This window comes from Gordoniibacillus kamchatkensis, assembly GCF_000829455.1.
GTDB classification, from domain to species: domain Bacteria; phylum Bacillota; class Bacilli; order Paenibacillales; family NBRC-103111; genus Gordoniibacillus; species Gordoniibacillus kamchatkensis.
Genome location: NZ_JXAK01000024.1, coordinates 1 through 21215 on the forward strand (window position 1 = coordinate 1; position 21215 = coordinate 21215).

15 protein-coding genes and 3 pseudogenes are annotated in these 21215 nt (G+C 45.0%); 16 read left to right on the plus strand and 2 right to left on the minus strand.

Annotated features, from left to right (window positions below):
- The first annotated feature begins 49 nt into the window (after positions 1-49).
- The 4 genes and pseudogenes from SD70_RS14680 (at position 50) to SD70_RS14695 (ending at position 5409) form a co-directional block, all read left to right on the plus strand.
- Complete coding sequence (locus SD70_RS14680; protein WP_041048297.1) at positions 50-2374, plus strand: VirB4-like conjugal transfer ATPase, CD1110 family; 2325 nt, start codon at positions 50-52, stop codon at positions 2372-2374.
- Positions 2375-2604: 230 nt separating this feature from the next.
- Complete coding sequence (locus tag SD70_RS14685) at positions 2605-3171, plus strand: LytR/AlgR family response regulator transcription factor (protein WP_052487451.1); 567 nt, start codon at positions 2605-2607, stop codon at positions 3169-3171.
- A 9-nt stretch (positions 3172-3180) separates the two neighbouring features.
- Positions 3181-3659, plus strand: a pseudogene (locus SD70_RS36960) (IS91 family transposase); the annotation flags it as partial.
- Positions 3660-3729: 70 nt separating this feature from the next.
- Positions 3730-5409, plus strand: a complete 1680-nt coding sequence (locus SD70_RS14695) for an S-layer homology domain-containing protein (protein WP_082053364.1) — start codon at positions 3730-3732, stop codon at positions 5407-5409.
- Positions 5410-5969: 560 nt separating this feature from the next.
- On the opposite strand, the pseudogene SD70_RS14700 reads toward SD70_RS14695, so the two are convergent.
- Positions 5970-6281: pseudogene (locus SD70_RS14700) on the minus strand (transposase zinc-binding domain-containing protein); the annotation flags it as partial.
- A gap of 376 nt (positions 6282-6657) precedes the next feature.
- A pseudogene (locus SD70_RS34890) lies at positions 6658-7219 on the minus strand (site-specific integrase).
- A gap of 534 nt (positions 7220-7753) precedes the next feature.
- Between SD70_RS34890 and SD70_RS14705 the strand changes: the two are divergent.
- From SD70_RS14705 to SD70_RS14760, 12 genes are all read left to right on the plus strand, one after another.
- Entirely contained in the window at positions 7754-8377 is a 624-nt protein-coding gene (locus SD70_RS14705) for an HD-GYP domain-containing protein (RefSeq protein WP_052487472.1), read from the plus strand.
- 249 nt (positions 8378-8626) lie between these two features.
- Positions 8627-8965: a hypothetical protein gene (locus SD70_RS14710; RefSeq protein WP_156158028.1), complete on the plus strand. Its 339-nt coding sequence runs from the start codon at positions 8627-8629 to the stop codon at positions 8963-8965.
- Between the two features lie 158 nt (positions 8966-9123).
- Entirely contained in the window at positions 9124-11067 is a 1944-nt protein-coding gene (locus tag SD70_RS14715) for a methyl-accepting chemotaxis protein (RefSeq protein ID WP_041048299.1), read from the plus strand.
- A gap of 18 nt (positions 11068-11085) precedes the next feature.
- The gene (locus SD70_RS14720; RefSeq protein WP_052487455.1) at positions 11086-12564 is read left to right on the plus strand and encodes a chemotaxis protein CheW; all 1479 of its coding nucleotides are present in this window, start codon (positions 11086-11088) and stop codon (positions 12562-12564) included.
- Between the two features lie 73 nt (positions 12565-12637).
- Positions 12638-13735, plus strand: coding sequence for a protein-glutamate methylesterase/protein-glutamine glutaminase (locus SD70_RS14725; RefSeq protein ID WP_041048300.1), 1098 nt, complete (start codon positions 12638-12640; stop codon positions 13733-13735).
- A gap of 42 nt (positions 13736-13777) precedes the next feature.
- Positions 13778-14755, plus strand: a complete 978-nt coding sequence (locus SD70_RS14730; RefSeq protein ID WP_041048301.1) for an Hpt domain-containing protein — start codon at positions 13778-13780, stop codon at positions 14753-14755.
- A 53-nt stretch (positions 14756-14808) separates the two neighbouring features.
- Positions 14809-15162: a hypothetical protein gene (locus tag SD70_RS14735; protein WP_156158029.1), complete on the plus strand. Its 354-nt coding sequence runs from the start codon at positions 14809-14811 to the stop codon at positions 15160-15162.
- Positions 15163-15198: 36 nt separating this feature from the next.
- A complete protein-coding gene (locus SD70_RS14740; RefSeq protein WP_041048303.1) occupies positions 15199-15657 on the plus strand; it encodes a response regulator in 459 nt (152 codons plus the stop codon).
- Between the two features lie 4 nt (positions 15658-15661).
- The gene (locus SD70_RS14745; protein WP_052487456.1) at positions 15662-16492 is read left to right on the plus strand and encodes a CheR family methyltransferase; all 831 of its coding nucleotides are present in this window, start codon (positions 15662-15664) and stop codon (positions 16490-16492) included.
- 37 nt (positions 16493-16529) lie between these two features.
- Complete coding sequence (locus SD70_RS33340; protein WP_052487457.1) at positions 16530-18734, plus strand: chemotaxis protein CheA; 2205 nt, start codon at positions 16530-16532, stop codon at positions 18732-18734.
- A gap of 21 nt (positions 18735-18755) precedes the next feature.
- Complete coding sequence (locus SD70_RS14755) at positions 18756-19526, plus strand: ParA family protein (protein ID WP_197081046.1); 771 nt, start codon at positions 18756-18758, stop codon at positions 19524-19526.
- A gap of 31 nt (positions 19527-19557) precedes the next feature.
- Entirely contained in the window at positions 19558-21210 is a 1653-nt protein-coding gene (locus tag SD70_RS14760; protein ID WP_231571233.1) for a chemotaxis protein CheW, read from the plus strand.
- The last annotated feature ends 5 nt before the right edge of the window (positions 21211-21215 follow it).

The window sequence follows — 21215 nt, forward strand, 5'->3', positions numbered from 1 at the left end:
GCGCTGAAAAAGAGCATGCAGTATCGTGAGCAGGAAAGGATGAAGCGCCGTGATTAAAACGCTCAGACGCATCATCAAGCAGGACAAGGAACGATTTGTCATCCCGAAAGGCGTTCAGCAAGTCATCCCGATTCGCGCCCTTTGGCCGGACGGGATTTTTTTTGTCGGCAACAAGTTCTCCAAATCGTACCGGTTCGAGGATATCAACTACGCCGTAGCGTCCAGGGAAGACAAGGAAGCAATGTTTTTGTCTTATTCCGAGCTGCTCAATTCCTTTGACAGCGGAGCGACCACGAAAATTACAATCCATAACCGGCGTTTGAATCGGGCCGATTTTGAAAGCTCGATTCTGATTCCGCTTCGGGAGGACCATCTCGATGTGTACCGGCAAGAGTACAACGAGATGTTGCTCGCAAAGGCCATCGGCGCGAACGGCACGATTCAGGAAAAGTACGTTACCATTTCGGTCGTCAAGAAAAATGTGGAGGAAGCCCGTCAATATTTCGCGAGGGTCGGAACCGAATTGATGTCGCATTTTTCCCGTCTCGGTTCCAAATGTATCGAACTGGATGCAACCGACCGTCTGCGCATTTTCCATGATTTCTTTCGGATCGGCGAGGAAGCGGATTTTCGTTTCCATTTGTCCGAAACGGTGCGCAAGGGGCATGATTTCAAGGACTACATTTGCCCGGATACGTTCGAGTTTGAAAAAGATCATTTTCGGATGGGCAATTTTTATGGCCGTGTCATCTTTCTGCGGGAATACGCCAGCTATATTAAGGACAGCATGGTATCCGAGCTTTGCGAACTGAACCGGAATTTGCTGCTGTCGCTGGATATTATCCCGATTCCGACCGACGAGGCCGTTCGCGAGGTGGAGAGCCGTTTGCTCGGCGTGGAGACGAATATCACGAATTGGCAGCGGCGACAAAACCGGAACAACAATTTTTCCGCCGTGGTTCCTTACGATATGGAGCAGCAACGCAAAGAGAGCAAAGAATTTCTGAACGACCTGACTACCCGCGACCAGCGGATGATGTTCGGCCTTCTGACGATGGTCCATATCGCGGACAGCAAGGAGCAGCTCGACAGCGATACGGAGGCGCTGCTCACAACCGCCCGCAAGCATTTGTGCCAGTTTTCCACGCTGACCTACCAGCAAATGGACGGTCTGAATACGGCGCTCCCCTACGGCTTGCGGAAGGTTCAAGCTTTGCGGACGTTAACGACGGAAAGCACGGCTGTCTTTATTCCGTTTCGGGCGCAGGAAATCGTGCATCCGGGCGGCATTTACTACGGACAAAATGTGATCAGCAAAAACATGATTATTGCCAACCGCAAGCAATTGCTGAACGGAAACAGCTTTATCCTCGGCGTATCCGGTTCCGGCAAAAGCTTTACCGCGAAACGGGAAATCGTCAACCAGATGCTGGCCAGCGACGACGATATGATTCTGATCGACCCGGAAAGGGAATACTCCGCGCTGGTGAACGCATTGGGCGGCGAGACGATTCATATATCTGCCACTTCGCCCAACCATATCAATGCGATGGATATGAATCGGCAATATGGCGACGGTGCCAATCCGATCATTCTCAAGTCGGAATTCGTCCTCTCGCTTTGCGAGCAGTTGATTGGCGGATACCATCTGGGAGCCAAAGAAAAGTCGCTCATTGACCGCTGCACCGCCAGCGTGTACAGGAAGTATTTGCAGAGCAACTATAAGGGACAGCCGCCGACGCTTCAGGACTTTCGTACGGAGCTGCTCAAGCAATCGGAGCCGGAAGCGCAGGACATCGCGCTTGCGATCGAACTGTTTACTTCCGGCAGTCTGAACACGTTCGCCAAACCGACCAATGTCAATGTCCATAACCGGCTCATCTGCTACGACATTCTCGATCTGGGCAAACAGCTTCTCCCGATCGGCATGCTGGTTGTCCTGGACAGCATCCTGAATCGGATTACACAAAATCGGGCCAAAGGCAAAAATACGTTTATCATTATCGACGAAATCTATCTTCTGTTCCAGCATGAATACAGCGCCAACTTTCTGTTCACGCTTTGGAAGCGCGTCCGAAAGTATGGCGCTTTTTGTACGGGCATTACGCAAAACGTGGATGATTTGCTGCAAAGCCATACGGCCCGGACCATGCTCGCGAACAGCGAATTTATCGTCATGCTGAATCAGGCAGCTACCGACCGGGTAGAGCTTGCCGAGCTTCTTAATATTTCGGAACTGCAACTCTCTTATATCACCAATGTTGACGCCGGGAATGGATTGATGAAGGTAGGCAGCTCCCTTGTGCCGTTTACCGACAAGTTCCCGCGGCATACGAAGCTGTATAGTCTGATGACGACGAAGCCCGGGGAGTAATGAATAAACAGCAGTAAGCGGCTGATCGCAAACATGAACAGCCGCTTCTGTTGTAACGGAACAATCATGAAGTGAACCAAGGCGAATCCGACGAAAGGCAAGGAATTGGACCATTTCTGTCGAATATGTCCGTAATGTGGCCATGATCGGCGAAGATTGCAAATGAATTGACGATTTTTTACTGTTTGTTACTGGTGTCTTTCAATAGGCGTGCGAAGGAGGCAAGCCCAATGATTCGTGTGTTGCTCGTGGATGATGAAGAAGATGCACTCAATCTGTTAGAGATTTTGCTTGGGCAAATAGGGGATGTCAAGGTCGTCGGAAGGTTTGTGAATCCGATTCGGGCGATAGAAGCTTTGGACACGACGCCTGTGGACGCCGTTTTCCTGGATAACCAGATGCCGGGCATGACGGGCATGGAGGCGGCGAGGAAAATGAGGGCAATCCAGCCCCAAATGCCGATTGTGTTTACGACGGCGTACGCGGAGTATGCGGTGGAAGCGTTTGAAATTCAATCGACCGACTATCTGCTGAAGCCGATTACGATGAACAGGCTGCAACATGCGGTATTGCGCATCAAGCAAGCCGTATCCGCGGTTCGGGCCCGCCCGGACGCAAGCGTCCACCCATTAATCCGATGTATGGGGGGATTTTCCATTGGGCTTCCTCATGTCGACAACAGGCTGCTCCCTTGGAAAACGAACAAGGAAAAAGAAGTCTGCGCTTTTTTGAACATATCAGAATTTATAACTTTTCGGGTGAAGTTCAGGTTTCATCCATTTCGTTTTTTCTGGTAATTTGAACGTATGGAACCGAACATCCTAAAGCGAATTTTTTTCGATGAACATGGCCATTGGGACAAGTTTGTCCGGAAGAATGAAGGAAGGATCCGAGCGAATGTCCTGAAAGAGGTCGCCAAGTTCCGTGATTGCGGGAATCCAAAGAATGGGTTTAAGCTGCTGGTGTGTGAAGGATGCCATGACCTGCGGCTTGTTCCGTATCGCTGCAAAGGGAGATTCTGCACGACCTGTTCATGCGGCGAGACAGAAGAGTGGAGCAGGCTGCTCGAGGAAGATGTATTTCAGGTCAATCATCGTCATGTGATCATGACAATAGACGAAGGACTTCGAGAGATCTTCTTAAAGCACCGTCACCTGCTCAAGGAGTTTATGGATGAAGCGGTTTCGTAAAGGAATACTTCGAAAAGAAACATAAAATCACCCCAGGAATCATTGCGGGGTTACATACATTCGGCTCGAGATTGAACTTCAACCCGCACGTACACAGTCGACCGCTCCGTTGTCCGGATCGATCTGCCCGCGAACCTCCAATATGACACCGCCTATTACGTCACGATGGACGAGGGAGCGTTTACCGACAGGGCAGGTCATGAGATCGCGGAGATTTCGGACAAATCGATGTGGGCGTTCTCGACGGTTCCGGCGACGACGGTTGTGTTGACGGCGACAGCGGGCAATCGTCAGGCCGGATTAAGCTGGAATGCGATCCCCGAGGCGAATGCCTATGAAGTGTATCAAAGATTGGCAAGCGGCACGTATGGGGACTCGCCGGTCGCAACGGTCACCGATGCCGTCTACAGCGCGGCGTATACGGCCACGGGCCTGACGAACGGGACAACTTATTATTTCAAAGTCAGGGCGATGAATGCCGGCGAAGAGGTAGCCGTTTCCAACGAAGCGAGCGCGACGCCGAGATCGCCATCCGGCGGCGGGAGCAGCACACCCGCGCAACCAACGGCTCCGCCGGAGCCGGAGACCGCCAATAAAGGAGCGGATGTGCTCGTCAACGGCAAGGTGGAAAACGCGGGTACTGCAACCACAACGAAACGAAACGACCAAACCGTAACCACGATAACCATTGACCAGAAAAAACTGGATGACAGGCTCGCGGCGGAAGGTCAAGGCGCCGTTGTCACGATTCCGGCGAACGCCAAATCCGATGTGGTCGTCGGCGAATTGAACGGCCAAATGGTCAAAAACATGGAGGACAAGCAAGCGGTTCTGGAGATCAAAACAGACCGCGCCGCCTATACATTGCCAGCGCAGCAAATCAACATCAGCGCCGTATCCGATCAGATCGGGAAATCGGTGGCTTTGCAGGACATCAAGGTGCAGGTCGAAATCGCCGCACCGGCAGCCGATACGGTGAAAGTCGTAGAGAACGCGGCGGCCAAAGGAACGTTTACCCTGGTCGCCTCGCCGCTCGACTTTACGGTAAAAGCCGCGTATGGTGATACCGTCATCGAAGTGTCGAAGTTTAACGCTTACGTGGAGCGTACCATTGCCATTCCGGACGGCGCGGATCCGGCCAGGATCACGACAGGCGTCGTCGTCGAACCGGACGGAACCGTGCGGCACGTGCCGACCAGGATCATCCTGATCGACGGCAAATATTACGCCAAAATCAACAGCCTGACGAACAGTACGTACACAGTCGTATGGCAACCGCTCGAATTTGGCGATGTAGCAAATCATTGGGCGAAAGATGCCGTCAATGATATGGGATCGCGCATGATCATCGAGGGTACAGGCAATGGCATGTTTAGTCCTGACCGGGACATTACCCGCGCTGAGTTTGCAGCGATCATCGTTCGCGGATTGGGGCTTAAGCTGGAGAATGAGACTACACCATTCTCGGACGTGAAGGTAGCAGATTGGTACAACAGTGCCGTTAACACAGCATATGCTTATCACTTGATCAATGGGTTTGAAGACGGCACCTTCCGGCCGAATGACAAGATCACGCGCGAACAGGCGATGATCATCCTCTCCAAAGCGATGGCGATCACCGGACTGAAAGCCAAACTGACGGTTCACTCGGCAGACGCAACACTTCGTCCGTTTGGCGATGCAGCAGGAGTATCCTCATGGGCGATCAGCAGCATTACCGACTGTGTGCAGGCTGGCATCGTATCGGGAAGAAGCGGTACAGAGCTTGCTCCTAAAGCCTTCATCACTAGAGCCGAGGTTGCGGCAATGGTCGAGCGACTGCTTCAAAAGTCTGACCTGATATAAGATTGTTTTCGAAATGGTCTTGACTTATAACGGCCGTCTAAATCCAGATATTCGTTGGATTGAGCTCCCAAATTGGTGTCGTGAGCACAGGTGAATCAAAAGTATGACAAGTCCTTCAAAAAATCGTTTTGGGGTCAATATGCGGTATCCGTCTTTACAGCTGACGGATACCTTGGTTTCCGTCAGCTTGGTGAAGGGATACGTTTTCCTGAATGGCGACAATGGGAAAACTTCAACGAGAACATTACGCAGAACCGCACTCCTGTAAGGAACGCAGAATCCGATTAAGTGGTTCGCCGTTCGGTCATCTCTCGCTGTAGGCAGACACAGTCGAAATTAAAAGGCGCCATCAACAAAGAATTGGAGATAATGTACTGTAAGCAAATGGTTATGCAATAAAAAAGCGACGAGCAACCGCAGCACATGAATCGTCCCGGTTCCGTTCAGGATATAAGTCCGTTGGTTCTCAACATCGTCAATGGATACGTGAACCGTTTTGTCAGGAACCTCATAAAGGGCATTTGCTGCTTCAGGAGGAGGAATACGTCGCGTAAACCCTAATCGATCGTAAAGATCACATGTCGATGATTGACCTGAAACACATCTTCTTCTAGTAGACGAGCCCATTCTTCTGTCTCCCCGCAGGAACAGGTTGTGCAAAAGCGTCTTTTGCAGCGATACGGAACAAGCTTCAAATCATGGCAGCCTTCACAGGCCATTAACTTAAAACCATTTTCTAAGTTTCCGCATTCCCGGAACTTTTCGACTTCTTCGAGGACATTGGGATGAAGCTTGTCCTTGTGCTTGGCACTAAATTGATCCCAATGCTGATGTTCATCAAAGAAAATCTGCTTCAGCACATTTGTCTCCATAGTCATACCTTATCAAAAACAAAAATAAGGTGGAAGTCCTTCTCCCACCTCGGAAATTTATAAATTCTATAATGTCGAAAAAAGTCAATCTTACAAAACAAACGTTTTGTACAGATTGACTTTTGCTTTTAGACTTTTCTCGACACGATTTTCCAACTAATTCTCTTTTTCTCATTGAAAGAAGCCTTGATGATAATATAAACAGGAACAATTGTCCTATTATTAAGAGATTTTAAATGAAAATATAAAAAACAAAAGTATCATTTTGTTATGTGTTTTGTGAAAAATAGACTATTGCTGTCGCAAATTATAAAACATTTGAAGCAATAATTCCAGCAATTTCGTCAATAATTTCACCAGAATTAGACAAAAAGCACTAAAGAGAAAATGTCTCCAAGGCTTCATCTACCATGTCATCGTTAATTCCTATGTATCTTAAGGTAACCGATGGACTGGAATGTCCAAAAATATATTGCAGCATCGCTACATCCTTAAAACGTTGATAAAAATGATAACCGAATGTTTACGTAATGTATGAGTTCCTATAGCTCCTTCAACATTACATGCTTTTGCAGCATCATGAATAATTTGCCATGCCTGTACTCGATGTATAGGTTTCCCTCCTTTTCTGGAGGGAAACAAATAATCTGAATCTGCAAGGTTTTTCGTGTATTTTTCAATTTCTTTTCTTAAAGCGTTTGTAATAATAATTTTCCTTGAATTTCCGGTTTTCTTTTCTCTTACTTTTAAATGCTTGGTATATACCACATCCAAAACTTTTAAAGGGAGTATATCGCTTATTCTTAACCCGGAATTAATTCGAAAACAAATAAGAAATAATCGCGATAAGATCGTGGTAGCAAATAATTTTTAATTTCTTGAATTTTGTCCAAATCACGTATTGGTTCAACTGCATTTGCTCCATGTCTTGCTGCCATTTTTTTATACACCTCAAAATTATGCTTAGATATAATGTTAAATTCAATAAGTTCGATTAAAATCCTTCCTTATTTATTCTTATTACGAAATATAAGTTTAATATAAGGGTTTTAGTTTCATTTGAGATCATATTTAAACATAACAAAATGATACTTTTGTTCTGTTCGAAAGGGTTGGGATGTCCAATTTAGTAGTGTGAAATACCAAGGGAAGTAGATCTCCTTTCAGGATTTTATCCATGAATTCATGAAAAGTATAGTTTGTGGAACTGTGATGTTGGCGATCGCATTAAATAGCCAATCTCCTGGATGATAGATTCTCGAAACGAGAATATCCCGATTACCTCAAGGCATTTGTGTATACAGACGCTATGAATATGCCCTTTTCGAAGTTTCAGGATAATAGCTCTAAAAGTGACATTCTTTTTTGATCCTCCTCTAAAGATGATTGAACTCATTATTAAAATCATATCGTCGTTTTCCCTGTCAAGAAGAACCGGGAATGATACATTACTCGCAAAGTGGGTTGATTATGTGGAGGAAATTTATGTTAAATTTTTATTCGAATTATTATCAAAGGATTTAGAAACATACCATCATTCCTTGCGCGTTGGGAATATGGCTAATATATTTGCTGATCAACTTAACTTTAGTAATGAACAAAAACAAAAATTAATAATCGGTTGCTGTCTTCATGACTGCGGAAAAATTTTGATTTCGAATGAAGTGTTAAATAAAGAAGGATCATTGACCCCGAAGGAATGGGAGGTAATGAAATGTCATCCCATTATGGGAATGAGGTTATTGTTGGCGGAAGGAGACATCGACGAAGAGATCATCGACATTGTGAAGTTTCATCATGAACGGCTAGATGGGTTGGGATATCCGTTTGGAATGAAAGGGGAAGAAATCCCTATTCATGCTAGGATTTGCACAATCATTGACGCTTACGACAGTATGCTGTCAAATCGAGCATACCGTAAGGGAATCTCTCCTTTAAAGGCAAGGGAAGAACTTTTGAAACATTGCACTACACAATTTGATGAATTTTATGTTCGGGAATTTTTAAGTATCCCCGAACACTTACTTGAAACTAGAGAAATAGGGTGTGAACTAAAAGACTATTACTCTATAAACACATTACAGACGAGAGGGTGATCTTCTCAGTACTTGGGAGTTTAGCGATAAAGAAGTGCAATGCTTTGGTAACAAATGTGCCAACAAAATGACGCAGAGGTGAAATTCAAATGTTGAACTCTGTAAATCCTGTTGGAGGTGATTTCGGTCATTTTGGTGTTATTGATTGTCTCTTGGATTTATACGATTTAGACCTGTTTTCTTAAAATGTCCTATTTGAATCTCTGAGAGTCTAATTCCCGGCAGCTTGCTTCGGAGAGCTTCATTTATGTGGCAGGCGAACTTTGTCAAACACGTGGCTTTTCAGTAAAAGACAGTGTGTTTCATGACAGTTTGAAAGATTGTTTTCATAAACCGAAAAATCAAAAACGAGGGCTACAAATGCAACAGATTACCGACGAGGAATTATTAAAGTTATTAAAGAACATGGAAAGCGAATTCTATACATTAGCTGAAATTCATAAATCCTTAGTCCAAAGCAATATACAAACGACTATAGAGGAACTGCGTAAAAGGATTTATTTATTATTTCGTGATGGATACTTGGGGAATGAACCGACGGGAGATGGTGTTAATGTGTACTTTATCATCTATTGTCCCGATTACTAAAGCCATACAGTACATAAAATCCGCATCGCTTATTCGTTAAATTATTAAGGCCAGTACTTACTCTGCGATGCTTAGACGATTATTAGCTTAGCAGCAATGAATATACTGAGCCTAATAATAAACTGAAATTACTTATACCTTGGGAGGCGTATCGTTTTATGGAAAAGAAGCTTGCAAGACCGGCGGTTAATCCAAACGACAGGAACGGAGGACAGCTTTCGGGTCAGTCCGATGACCTGGAACGGAAGAGAGCGCTTGCGAAAAAGCAGGCTCAGGATAAAGTCAGGGCAAGGACACTAGCCAAACAGCAACAGCTCGCAGAGCGGATTGCAACGGCAACCGAGCAGCTCGCTTCCGGCATTGAAGAAGCCAGCAGCGCGGCGGAAGAGCTTGGCTCAACAACGGAACAAATCGCTAAAGGCGCGAATGAAGCTTCTTCGGCAGCGGAAGAATCAAGAGCTGCTATTAACCAGATTGAGAAGGCATCCGTTATTGCGGACAAAAATGCCAAGGAATCGCTGGAACGCGTAGATTTGGCGAAAGAATTAATCGAGAACACTTCCAGCGAAATTGAAAACATGATAGCAGGAATCCAATCTGCGGCAGAGGTCAATCTTGAGTCGGTCAAACTGGTTGGGGAGCTTGAAAAGCAGTCGGATGAAATCGGCAACATTGTGCAGGCTGTCGTGAGAATTGCCGATCAAACTAATCTGCTCGCCTTAAATGCGGCTATCGAGGCAGCAAGAGCGGGCGAGCATGGAAGAGGATTTGCCGTGGTTGCCGACGAGGTCAGAAACCTGGCCGAGATTTCGGAGAAGTCCGCCAGAAATATCAGGGAAATGGTTACGGAGATTCAAAGCAATGTGAAGATCGTCGTCGCGGATATTGAAAATGCCGGAAAGGCTGCCAACGAAGAGGTTGAGAAAGCGAAGAGAACGACGGCCGACCTTGTAAAAATTGCCCAAGATGTCGTCATTGTGCAGCGCGGCGTTGCCGAAATATCGCAAAACGCGATTGATGCAAGCAAGGGGGCAGCCGAATTTCTGGCTCTCGCCGAGCAAATTGCCGCAGCGGCCGAACAGCAGAGCAGCAGCTCCGAGGAAATCGAAAAATCGTTGCAGATGCAGAATAAAGCGTTCAGCGAGTTGAACGCAGCAGCATCCGATCTAGCCCAGATGGCGGAGGATCTGAAAGTATCGACAGACGCCCAGAAATCATCCGAGGCGCTTGCCGCTGCGGCGGAAGAATTATCCGCCAACGTGGAGGAGGGAAATTCCACTGCCGCTGAGATATTGAAGGCGATGCAGCAGATTTCCGCCGGCGCCCAGGCGCAAGCCGAGCTCACGGATAAGTCCGCGCAGCTTGCGGAAAAGCTCGCTGTCGCATCCAAGCAAATGAACGAACGGGCGGCTTTCTCCACGGAAAAACTGACAGAACTGCAAAAACTGCTTGAAAACAATAAGACTGCGGTAGAGGATATGATTTCCGGAATTTCAACTTCCGCTGAAGCGAGCCTGGTTTCCGCCAAAAACATTAAAAGTCTGGAAGAAACCATTCGACAAATCGATAAGATCGTCGATGCGATTGTCAATGTAACGATTCAGACCAATATGCTGGCTGTGAATGGTTCGATCGAAGCGGCAAGGGCAGGGGAGTTTGGAAGAGGTTTCTCGGTGGTAGCCGGCGACATCCGCTCACTTGCCAATGAATCCGCCGAGAATACCGATAAAATCAAGGATCTGGTCAGAGGTATCCAGAGCCAGATTCAACGTGTTGCTGCCGATATCGATTCTTCCAGCAAGACTGCGTTTGCCGAAGCGGAAAAGGCGAAGAAGATTACACATAACCTGAATGTCATTGAAGAAAGTATGGTCAAGGTCGTTGCGGGAACGACAGAAGTACTGAAAAACACAGAGGAATCGATGGTCGCGCTGGAACAGGCCAGAAAAGGCGTCGAGCAAATTGCCGCTGCCGCCCAGGAAGCCAGCCGGGGCGCAGCGGAAGCAGCGGTCGCCGCAGCCGAGCAGGCGAAAGGCATGCAAGACCTGGCTGAAGCGATTGAGGAAATATCCGGACTTGCCGACGAGCTTCAAAATATGTAACGGGATGGGGGCGATGATATGGCGGCTATTGATAATCAAATGAATTTTGCCGAACGTCAGTTGGTCACTTTCCATCTTGGAGATGATGAATTCGGGGCGGACATTATGAATGTGAAGGAAATCGTCAGAGTTCCGGAAATTACGAAAGTTCCGAATGCCCCGGATTACATTGAGGGAGCCTGCAACTTGCGAGGTCATGTTCTGCCCATTATTGATGGGCGAGCCAGACTTAACATAGCAAAGAAGGAGAAGGATGAAAACAGCAGAGTTCTGGTTATCGATGTGAACGGCTCGGCAACCGGAGTTGTCGTTGACAGGGTGTCTGAAGTGCTGCGCGTCAGCACGCAAGACATCGAGGAACCGCCGCAAATCGTTACAAATATGAGTTCCGACTATTTGCAAGGAGTTGTCAAGTTGGAGGGCGGAAACAGACTCATTATGTTGCTTGACGTCATCAAGGCGGTTAAAGGCAGCGAAGCGACACTGCAAACCCATGAACAACAGATCGCAAGAGTTGCCAGCGATGATTCGAAGCAGGAATCCGATGCCGGCGATGACGATCAGTTGGTGTCGTTTCTGCTTGGCCACGAGGAGTATGCGATCGGGATTATGCAGGTCAAAGAAATCATTCGCGTGCCTGAAATCATGAAAGTGCCGAATTGTGAAGTTTATGTGGAAGGCGTTGTGTCCATTCGCAACGATCTGCTGCCCATTATTAATTTGCGAACCTACTTCGGTATGGAGTACAAGGAGATTACGGATCAAACAAGAGTTCTTGTCGTAGATATGGGAGACTTTACGGCTGGAATTATGGTTGACAAGGTGTTGGAGGTCTTAAGGATACATGCCAATATCATCCAGCCTCTCCCTAAGTTTTCGATGCAAGTCGGCGAACAACTTGCGGGTGTTGCCAAGCTGAACGACGGGAAACGTTTGATTATGCTGCTTGAGCCCAAGAACATGATCTCTGTCGATCAGTACCATAGGATTAGCGGCTTAAAGGATGCTATACAGGAAGGTGACGAGGTGAAAACCATCGAAAGGCAGATTATGGATGAAGAACACCTGGTTACTTTTAAAATCGGGACCGAAGAATATGGCATAAAAATAAAAGAAGTGCAGGAAATCAACCGTATGACCGAAGTAACGAAGATTCCTCGCGCACCGTACTATATCGACGGTATTGTGAATTTGCGGGGGAATATTATCCCTGCATTGGATTTAAGAAAGTTCTTCGGATTAACTGAAAAAGAGATGACCGATGCTACCCGAATCATCATTGTAGACTACGGCGGCGTGAAAACAGGGATCGTAGTTGACGCTGTCTCGGAGGTGTTGCGATTCGAAAGGGCTTTGATTGAGATTCCTCCGGATATATTGAGCAATGGCGTCGAAAGCGATTATGTGGAAGGTGTCGGCAAGCTTAATGACGGGAAAAGAATGATCTTGATCCTGAACCTGGATAAAATATTAAAAATCCAAAAAATACCAGCTTAAGTTGGTTTGCCCTAGGCCGAATGCAGGATTGGTCTGGGGTAATTTCCAATTTTTTTGATTGCAGGTGGTTGTGATGAGGAATCGGATTAAGGTATTGATCGTGGATGATTCCGCGTTGATGAGAAAAGCATTAAGAGACATTGTACTGACGGATGGCGCTCTTGAGGTGGTCGGTACGGCAAGAGACGGACAGGATGCAATCGACAAAGTCAAGGAATTAAAACCGGATGTCATCACGATGGACATCAATATGCCGGTCATGGACGGATTGACTTCCATGCAGCACATATTGAACGATTATCCGGAAATCCCGATCATCATTATCAGTTCATTATCGACGGAGGGAGCGCTGACGACCTTTGAGGCGTTGGCTTTGGGAGCTTTCGATTATGTAGCCAAACCTTCCGGAACGGTTTCTTCAGATATCCATGTAGTGGGAAGGGAAATTATTGAAAAAGTGAAATTGGCTTATAAAAGCGCTAACAGAAAGAACCTGAGCAACAGAATAAGGGCCAGGAGTACAACAGCGCCAAGAAAAACAGCCGCTTATTCCAGAAAATCGCGAATGGTTCAGAGCAACGATTTGTCAGCCATTGTCGTCATAGGCGTCTCCACGGGAGGACCGGGAACATTGATGGAAGTGCTTCCTCAGCTTCCTTCCGACCTGAAGGCCGCAGTCCTGGTTGTACAACACATGCCTCCTACATTCACCTCTTCTTTTGCCAGAAGGATGGCGGAGGCGTGTGCAATTTCCTTCAAAGAAGCGGAAGCCGGCGATGTGCTGGCTAATGGAAGGGGATATCTTGCTCCGGGAGGGTATCAGCTGCTCGTACACAGAGATGGCAGGCTGCTGCGTCTCTCCTCCAGTCCGGTGACGCAGTTTATGCCTAGCGTGAATGTCACGATGGAATCGGTGCTCGAGCGGTGTGGAGGGGAAAAAGTGGTTGGCGTCATTATGACCGGAATGGGTGATGACGGCGCTGATGCAATGGTGAAAATCAGAAAGTCGGGAGGGATTACCATTGCAGAGGATGAATCGACGGCAATTGTTTTCGGAATGCCGCAAGAAGCGATCAACCGTGGGGGAGCGGAGATTGTTGTTCCTTCATACAAAGTCGCAGATGAAATTATTAAAGCTGTTAACAGGATTCAGAACGTGCAGAAGATATAAGCTTATGTTTATCTTTGGCGTCTTAGTTGAGGTGGAACTGTAATGGATCCAATGTATATTACCTATTTTGAAGAAACGGAAGAGCTCCTTCAGAAAGCCGAGGAATGTTTGATCCGACTGGAGATCGGTTATTCGTCAGACGACGTCAACGAATTGTTCCGAATTGCTCATTCGATTAAAGGCTCTTCCCAGATGATCGGCTATGATCAAATCGGCAATTTGACACACAAGATTGAAGACTTGCTGGACTTCGTCAGAAAAGGGCGGGTCAGGCTTGATAGTCAAGTATTGCGGTTGTGTTTTGAAGGTCTGGACTATGTAAAAAAATTGTTTGAGTCCAAAAAAACGATGATTGATGAACAAAACGACAAGGATGTCATTCAGGCATCCGAAAAGCTTGAGGGAGAAATAGATCAAATCCTGAAAGGACACTCTGAAGAGAAGAGCAAGCGTGAAAAAACAGCGCCAACAGGCGGGATTGTCAGTACCTTAAAAGAAACGAAGAGTATTGCGAAGAATCGCGTTTATATATCCATTTTTTTCAGCGACGATGCGCCTATGATACAAGCCCTCCTTTTTATGATTTTTAATAATATTAAGGAGATCGGCTCGCTTATATACTCGAATATATCGGATGATGATATATTCGCCACATTGGCAGACCGTCAAATATCATCCTGCGTGATGATTCTGAATACAGATATGGAAGCGTCCGAGCTGTACCCCTATTTTGAAATGATGTACGTCGAAAAGGTATCAATTGTAGATATTTCGGATTGCAGATTGCTAGACCAAGCGGTACCTAATGATAAAAGAAGTCTTGCATTTTTCGAGTTGTTTTTTGATCAGTACAAAAAAATGCATCCTCTCCTGTTCGATAATCAGAATATGGACAGTGTGGAGTTGGGCAAATCATCCGGGAACAGTCGGTTAAAATCCATAATGAAGCGAATCTTGTTCCTTTTAATGCCATGCTGCAGGAAATTGTACAATTTTATGATCTATGTCTGTTCTTGTTAGCCGGAAAAATAAAACTCGACCATGAGTTAACAAGCATTCTCCGCAGAGAATATATGAGACTGTTTGAAAAGGTTTACGGTTATGTCAGGGGAAAAATCCTATTTAAAATTGTAAAGGCAAGAGACCGTCATTTCTTAAAAAGGCTGAACGAGATTGTGGAACGAATGGATAGAACACTCGTCCGAAAATTATTCATTGATGTAAGCAGTTTGAAAACATTGGATGAGAATGAACTGAGAAACTTGATGGAGTTAAAAAGACAATTGAACGAGCGAGGAATCTCGATCAGCATTATTGCAGGCATTCCCTTGAACAAGAGGATCGTTAATATTTTTGATTCGATTAAAACGATGGAGTATTTCGGGGTGTACGGTACGGAATTGGACGCGGTGCTGAGTGATTCATAGACAATGAAGGTCAGATTTTGTGGGAGGTACAGCGGAATGAACGACTATAACATCATGATTTTGGACGACGAAGAGGCAGTAACGGCGCTTTTAAAGACAAATCTTGAATTGGCCGGGTTGAACCGCATCGACATTTTTACCGACCCTGTACAAGCGATTGCCATGTTCAGAAACAAGAAGTACCACATCTTGTTGACGGATATGGACATGCCGGAGATGGATGGGATAGACGTTCTAAAAAAAGTGAAGCAATATGATCCAATGACCCAGGTAATCATGACGACAGAGAAGTCTACGATTGACAAAACATTGGCCTGTTTGGAGCTTGGAGCCAATGACTATGTGCTGAAACCGTTTAAGAGCGTTGAATATATTCTGGAAGTAGTTGAGTATTCGATAAAAAAATTGGAAAGATGGAAGGAAGCAATTAAAGGAACGGTATTAAAACAGAACGAAGCATCAGCATTGCCAAAGAAACTTGAAAGAATCAGGTGATGGAATGATATTGTCCGATGAATTATACACCAAATTTATTAGCCTGGTTTATCAAAGAACAGGCATCGCTTATGAAAACAATAAAAAGTATTACGTACAGAAGAGAATCGAAAAGCAGGTAGAAAGACTTCAAGTGAATAGCTTTAACGAGTATTACCAGTTGCTGAAATTTTCCGAGAATACAGCGGAATTTGATCGTTTGATGAACGATCTTACCGTGAATGAAACTTATTTTTTCCGGGATTTCCCTCAGTTAAGAAATTTCGCAGAAGAAGTGCTGCAACAGGTTGTCAAGGAAAAGCAAAAAAACAACGATTATAAAATCAAAATTTGGAGCGCTGCATGCTCGACGGGAGAAGAACCCTATACATTAGCGATTATTTTACAGGAAATGCTTGATGAACCTGAGAAGTGGGATTTGCACATTATCGCTTCAGATATCAATACGAATGTGCTTCAAAGCGCCAAAATCGGTTTGTATGATTACAGGTCAATCAGGGATGTGCCTCCTGAATATCTGGAGAAATATTTTACTTTAAGGAATGAGAAGTATTCGATTAATGCCTCCCTCAGAAGAAGCATTAACTTCAGAAAGATTAATCTGATGGATTCCAAAGCAATCCGTGATGTAACGGGCTGCGACTTTATCTTTTGCAGAAATGTCCTCATCTATTTTGATGATCGATCAAGAGAAAAAGTGTTGGAGGATTTTTATAACAGCTTAAATCCCGGGGGATTTTTATTTCTGGGGCATTCCGAGTCTGTTGGAAGAATATCATCCGCTTATAAATCACAGAGAATCGGCGATACGATTGTTTATTCAACACATAAATAAAGGAAGATGCGGCAAGCGGATTGGGAGAGTGTAGAAGATGCATGTTTCGATTGATCCCCAAAACATGGATTTATGGAGAATGCTTCTGAAAGACTGGACGAAATGTCAGGAAGGTCTTGAGAAACAGATTTTAAAGCTCGAGGTTCAATGCAATGATCAGGAATTGATCGACGACCTGTATAGAAGGATTCATCATATGAAACGGGGAGCCTCCTATGCCGGACTGACTGTAATCACCATGATTACCCATGAGATTGAGGTTGCTTTACATACAATCCGGGAGAGAGAAATTGAAGTTCATTCGGATCTTATTGATTATTTGCTGTCAGCTGTCGAAGTTCTAAACGATTGCATTCAACAATTCAGCGATAAACTCAAAGATCATGGTTCGTTAAATGAAGGCAACGAATTATTGATTGAGTTTGATGTTGAAAAGAATTGGAATGAAATTGTTCAAAAATTGCATGATATTTTTGTGGATAAGGAAAGAAAAGAACCGATAGAACCAGCCCATGAAACTGGAGGAATGGAAATCCTTCAGTCTGAATTCCCGGATAAAACAAAGGAGCAGTTCTTGTTTGAAGTCTATGAGCATATTGACCGGATGATGAACGATTATTTCATAAGACTCGATCAAGAAGAGAATGATCGCGACGCATTCAACGCTCTCTTGCTGGCTGTACATAGCATAAAGAAAAGCATAGATGATTTTCGCTCCATTCTTTCAACGGAAAGCCTTAATATGACGGTATTACATGAGCTTTCAAACGTTGTACATCAGTTTGAAAGTCTGCTTGCGCTCATCAGAGATAGAAAGCAAGCTTTCAAGAAAGATTTCTTAAACCTGGGTTATGAGATTGCAGACTATTTGAAGGCGACAATGGAATCGGTGGCGCTGGAGAATGGGGCTTCAATCCTGCATGCGGATATTTTAGATAAGATTGATAACGAGATCTTATATTTGACATCCGTTCAAGAAACAGAAAACGAAAGCGAAATGCAATTCAAGGTTTCCAATAAAGACCATGTTCCCGAACCGATGCAAAAAGCTTCGCTGCCGCAGAGCATACGGGTAAGTCAGGACAAGCTTGATAAGATGATGAATATGATTTCCGAATTGCTGATTGCCAAGAACGCGTTTATGCATTTATCCGCAAAATTGAATGTGGAGTATGATCTTCCGGAGTTGTCCAAGGAAGTGAAGGAGGTAGGCTTTTCCGTCAATCGGATATCGGATGAGCTGCAAAATGCCATCATGTCCATACGAATGGTCGAAGTGAAGACGGTGTTTCAAAAAATGCCGAGAATTATTCGTGATGTTGCACAGCTAACAGGAAAGAAAATGGAACTCGTAATGATTGGAGAAAATACAGAAATTGATAAGACGATTGTTGAGCAAATTAGCGATCCCATCGTTCATTTGATCAGAAATGCAGCCGACCACGGCATCGAACCTGCAGACGAGCGGCTTAGAAAAGGGAAAAGTGAGACAGGAAAGATTACGCTCAGGGCATACAATAAAGACAAGCATGTATACATTGAAATTGAAGATGACGGCAAGGGCATTGATGCATCGGTTTTGAAGCAGAAAGCTCTTGAAAGAGGCTTTATTACTTCGGAAAATGCGGAAAAGATGACGAAAAATCAATTGATCAATCTGATCTTCTTGCCGGGCTTCAGCACTGCCGGTCAAATAACCGAAGTGTCGGGCCGCGGAGTGGGCATGGACATTGTAAAGAGCAATATCGAAAAAATCAACGGCAGTATCTCCATCGATAGTGAAATTGACAAAGGTACGAAGATGGTGATTCATTTGCCGCTTACGATTGCGATTTCCAGGGGGCTTGTAGTCGACGTTTCACATGAGACGTACATCTTTCCAATCGATCATATTTCGGAGACGGTTAAGATGAACGCGAGAGATATTCATGAATTCGACGGAAAGTATTTTGCATCCCATAAACGTGAAGTGATTGGCATCGAATGGTTGAGCAAGTTGTTTTTGCTTGGCGACAGGGACTATAAAAACGATGAGGAGCTTAATACAGTAATCATCTCCAATGGTGCGGAGAAGTTTGGTTTGATCGTGGATAAACTCAAGAATGAACAGGAGTTTGTCATTAAACCTTTGAATGGCCATCTCGCGGGAATCCCCGGTATATCCGGCTCAACTCTGCTTGGAAACGGTCAGGTTGTGTTAATTATTAATCCAATTGATCTTATACAGCTTGCAAAAAGCTGATTGATTGCAGAGGAGGGCCATATGGGAAATAAGTTTATGAAATATGCTGTGTTTAACAACAAGGGGGGAGTCGGAAAAAGCACCCTAGCTGTCCATATTGCGCACGGTCTTGCTCTTGAAGGGTATAAGGTATTATTGCTTGATATGGACGGACAGAACGATGCCAGTCTTTTTCTTGGTTTTACTTCTGAGGATTACAAAAAGACACTGTATGATGTGATATCCAGCAGGCAAAGAGTCGAACTTCAGGAATGTATTATCCATGCCAGGGATAATCTGGATCTGTTGCCCTCCACTCAAGTCGATTTAATAAACCTGGAATTTTTCAGAGAGGCCCGAATTGATCTGATTTTGAAAGAGAAGCTGAAACCTCTAGAAGAGCTTGGTTATCATTTTGTTATTATCGATTGCGGACCTCAGCGCACCAAAGTCAATGACGCGGTTTTATGTTATGCAGACGGACTGATCGTGCCTGTGCAAATGCAAGCTGCATCCGTTAGAGCGGTTGGAAATATTTACGAGTACCTCTCCGATATGAGGCTGGACGCAGGCATGATCAAGCTTGTCGTGCCCAATATGTTTGATCAAAGGATCAACGACTCTAAAGAAAATATGGAATTGTTGGAGGAATTTATTGCGAATGATGATTTGCTGGCCCCGCCCATATTCCGCAGAACAAAGATTGCGGAGGCGGGGAAATTAGGGAAAACCGTTTATGAGCATGACAGCGAATCTGCCCGGCAATTTGAAAGCATTGTGAAAAAGGTGATATCCCATGTCCAGAGGGAATAAAAACAGGAAAGACCTGTCCAATTTGGAAAAAATGAAAAGCGAGATGAAAAGAAAGAAGCAAAAGGCAGAAGCATTATCAAGGGGAATGGACGATTTGGAGATGACGGGGATGGCCGAGGAAGGTCCCCCCGTAGTCGAAGAACACGAGGTCCCGGTTGCCCCGGTACTTTCGACTGCGACGAGCAGCGCCATTATCGTTGCAGAAGAACATGAGGTGTCGGTTGCCGTTGCGTCTGACCATAAGATAGAGCTTGTTGTTTTCCAAGTGGGAACAGAACAATTTGCGTTCAGACTGATGAATGTACGGGAAATTGTAAGGGTTAACGGTTTGAGGACAATTCCCAATGCTCCCGAGCATGTTGCCGGGTTAAGCAGCTTAAGAGGCAGTGTTTTGCCTGTAATAGACCTACGCAAATGTTTTCATATGCCTATTAGAGAGTATGACGACGACAGCAGAATGATTGTTGCTGATATACACGGGAGACAAGTGGGAATGATTACAGACCGGATTTCGGAAGTGGCAAGCATTGAGGTTTCCGCTATGACTGAACCGCCTTCCAATATAAGAAATTTGAAAGAGGGGTACGTTAGCGGCATTGTCGTTAAGGATCCGGGTAAAGGCATCATTATGGTTCTGGATGCAGAGAAAATCATAAACATTCAGCAACTGGATGATACATTCGCGAAAACAAAAACAAATGGTGCGGGAGAGCATGAGGATCCGTCGTCGCACACTAGCGGTATAGAAGAGTTGGTTGTTTTGAACGTAGGCAATGAGAATTATGCATTAAACATAAAGCATGTAAAAGAAATCTTGCGCTATGGCGAGCTGCTGAATGTTCCGAATTCCCATTATTATGTTGAAGGAGTTCTGTCCGTAAGGAACCGCCTGCTTGCAGTTATAAACCCGGGAAAGATTTTTGGAATTCCGCATTGCCAGGTTCATGAATCTACCCGGATTGTTGTTGTGGATGCAGGGGCTTTTTCTTATGGTATTGTTGTTGACCATGTATCGGAAGTGGCCAGTGTTCCGAGAAATCAATTTTACAATCCGATTCGAATCGCAAACAACGCCGAATTGGATTGCATAAGCGAATTTGCGAAGCTGAACAATGGTCAAAAAATGGTTATGGTTTTGGATCCATACAAGCTGGTTTCCTTAACTGATTTGAGAGATATTTATTCCGGATTGAAGGAAGATCATCATGGAATCGAACCGATGGGTCATGAGCTTTCGAAGGAACAAGTGCATCTGGAAAAAATTGTAGTCTTTAGAATAGATGATGGAGAGTATGGAATAGGAATTGATTACGTTCGCGAAATTAACAATCTTGATCGAATCGTCAGTATACCGGGAACTCCTGATTTTATTTCTGGAATGGTTAGTTTAAGAGGAGAAATTATCCCTCTGATGAATCTGAGGGTATTGTTTGGGATAGCCGAAAATAGAAAGCTTCCTCCTTCCAAGTTTTTGGTTGTCGAGCACAAAAAAGAACGGATCGGTATACTTATTGATTCGGCGTCTGAAGTCCTCAGCCTGAATAAAGAACTCTTTGAAGATACTCCTCGTCTACTGGAGGCAGACAATCAAAAGAAATATGTTCATCAGATTTGCAAATTGAATAAAGGGAAAAGGACCGTTATGATGGTTGATTTGACCACAGTCTTTGATTATACGCCTTAGCGGGT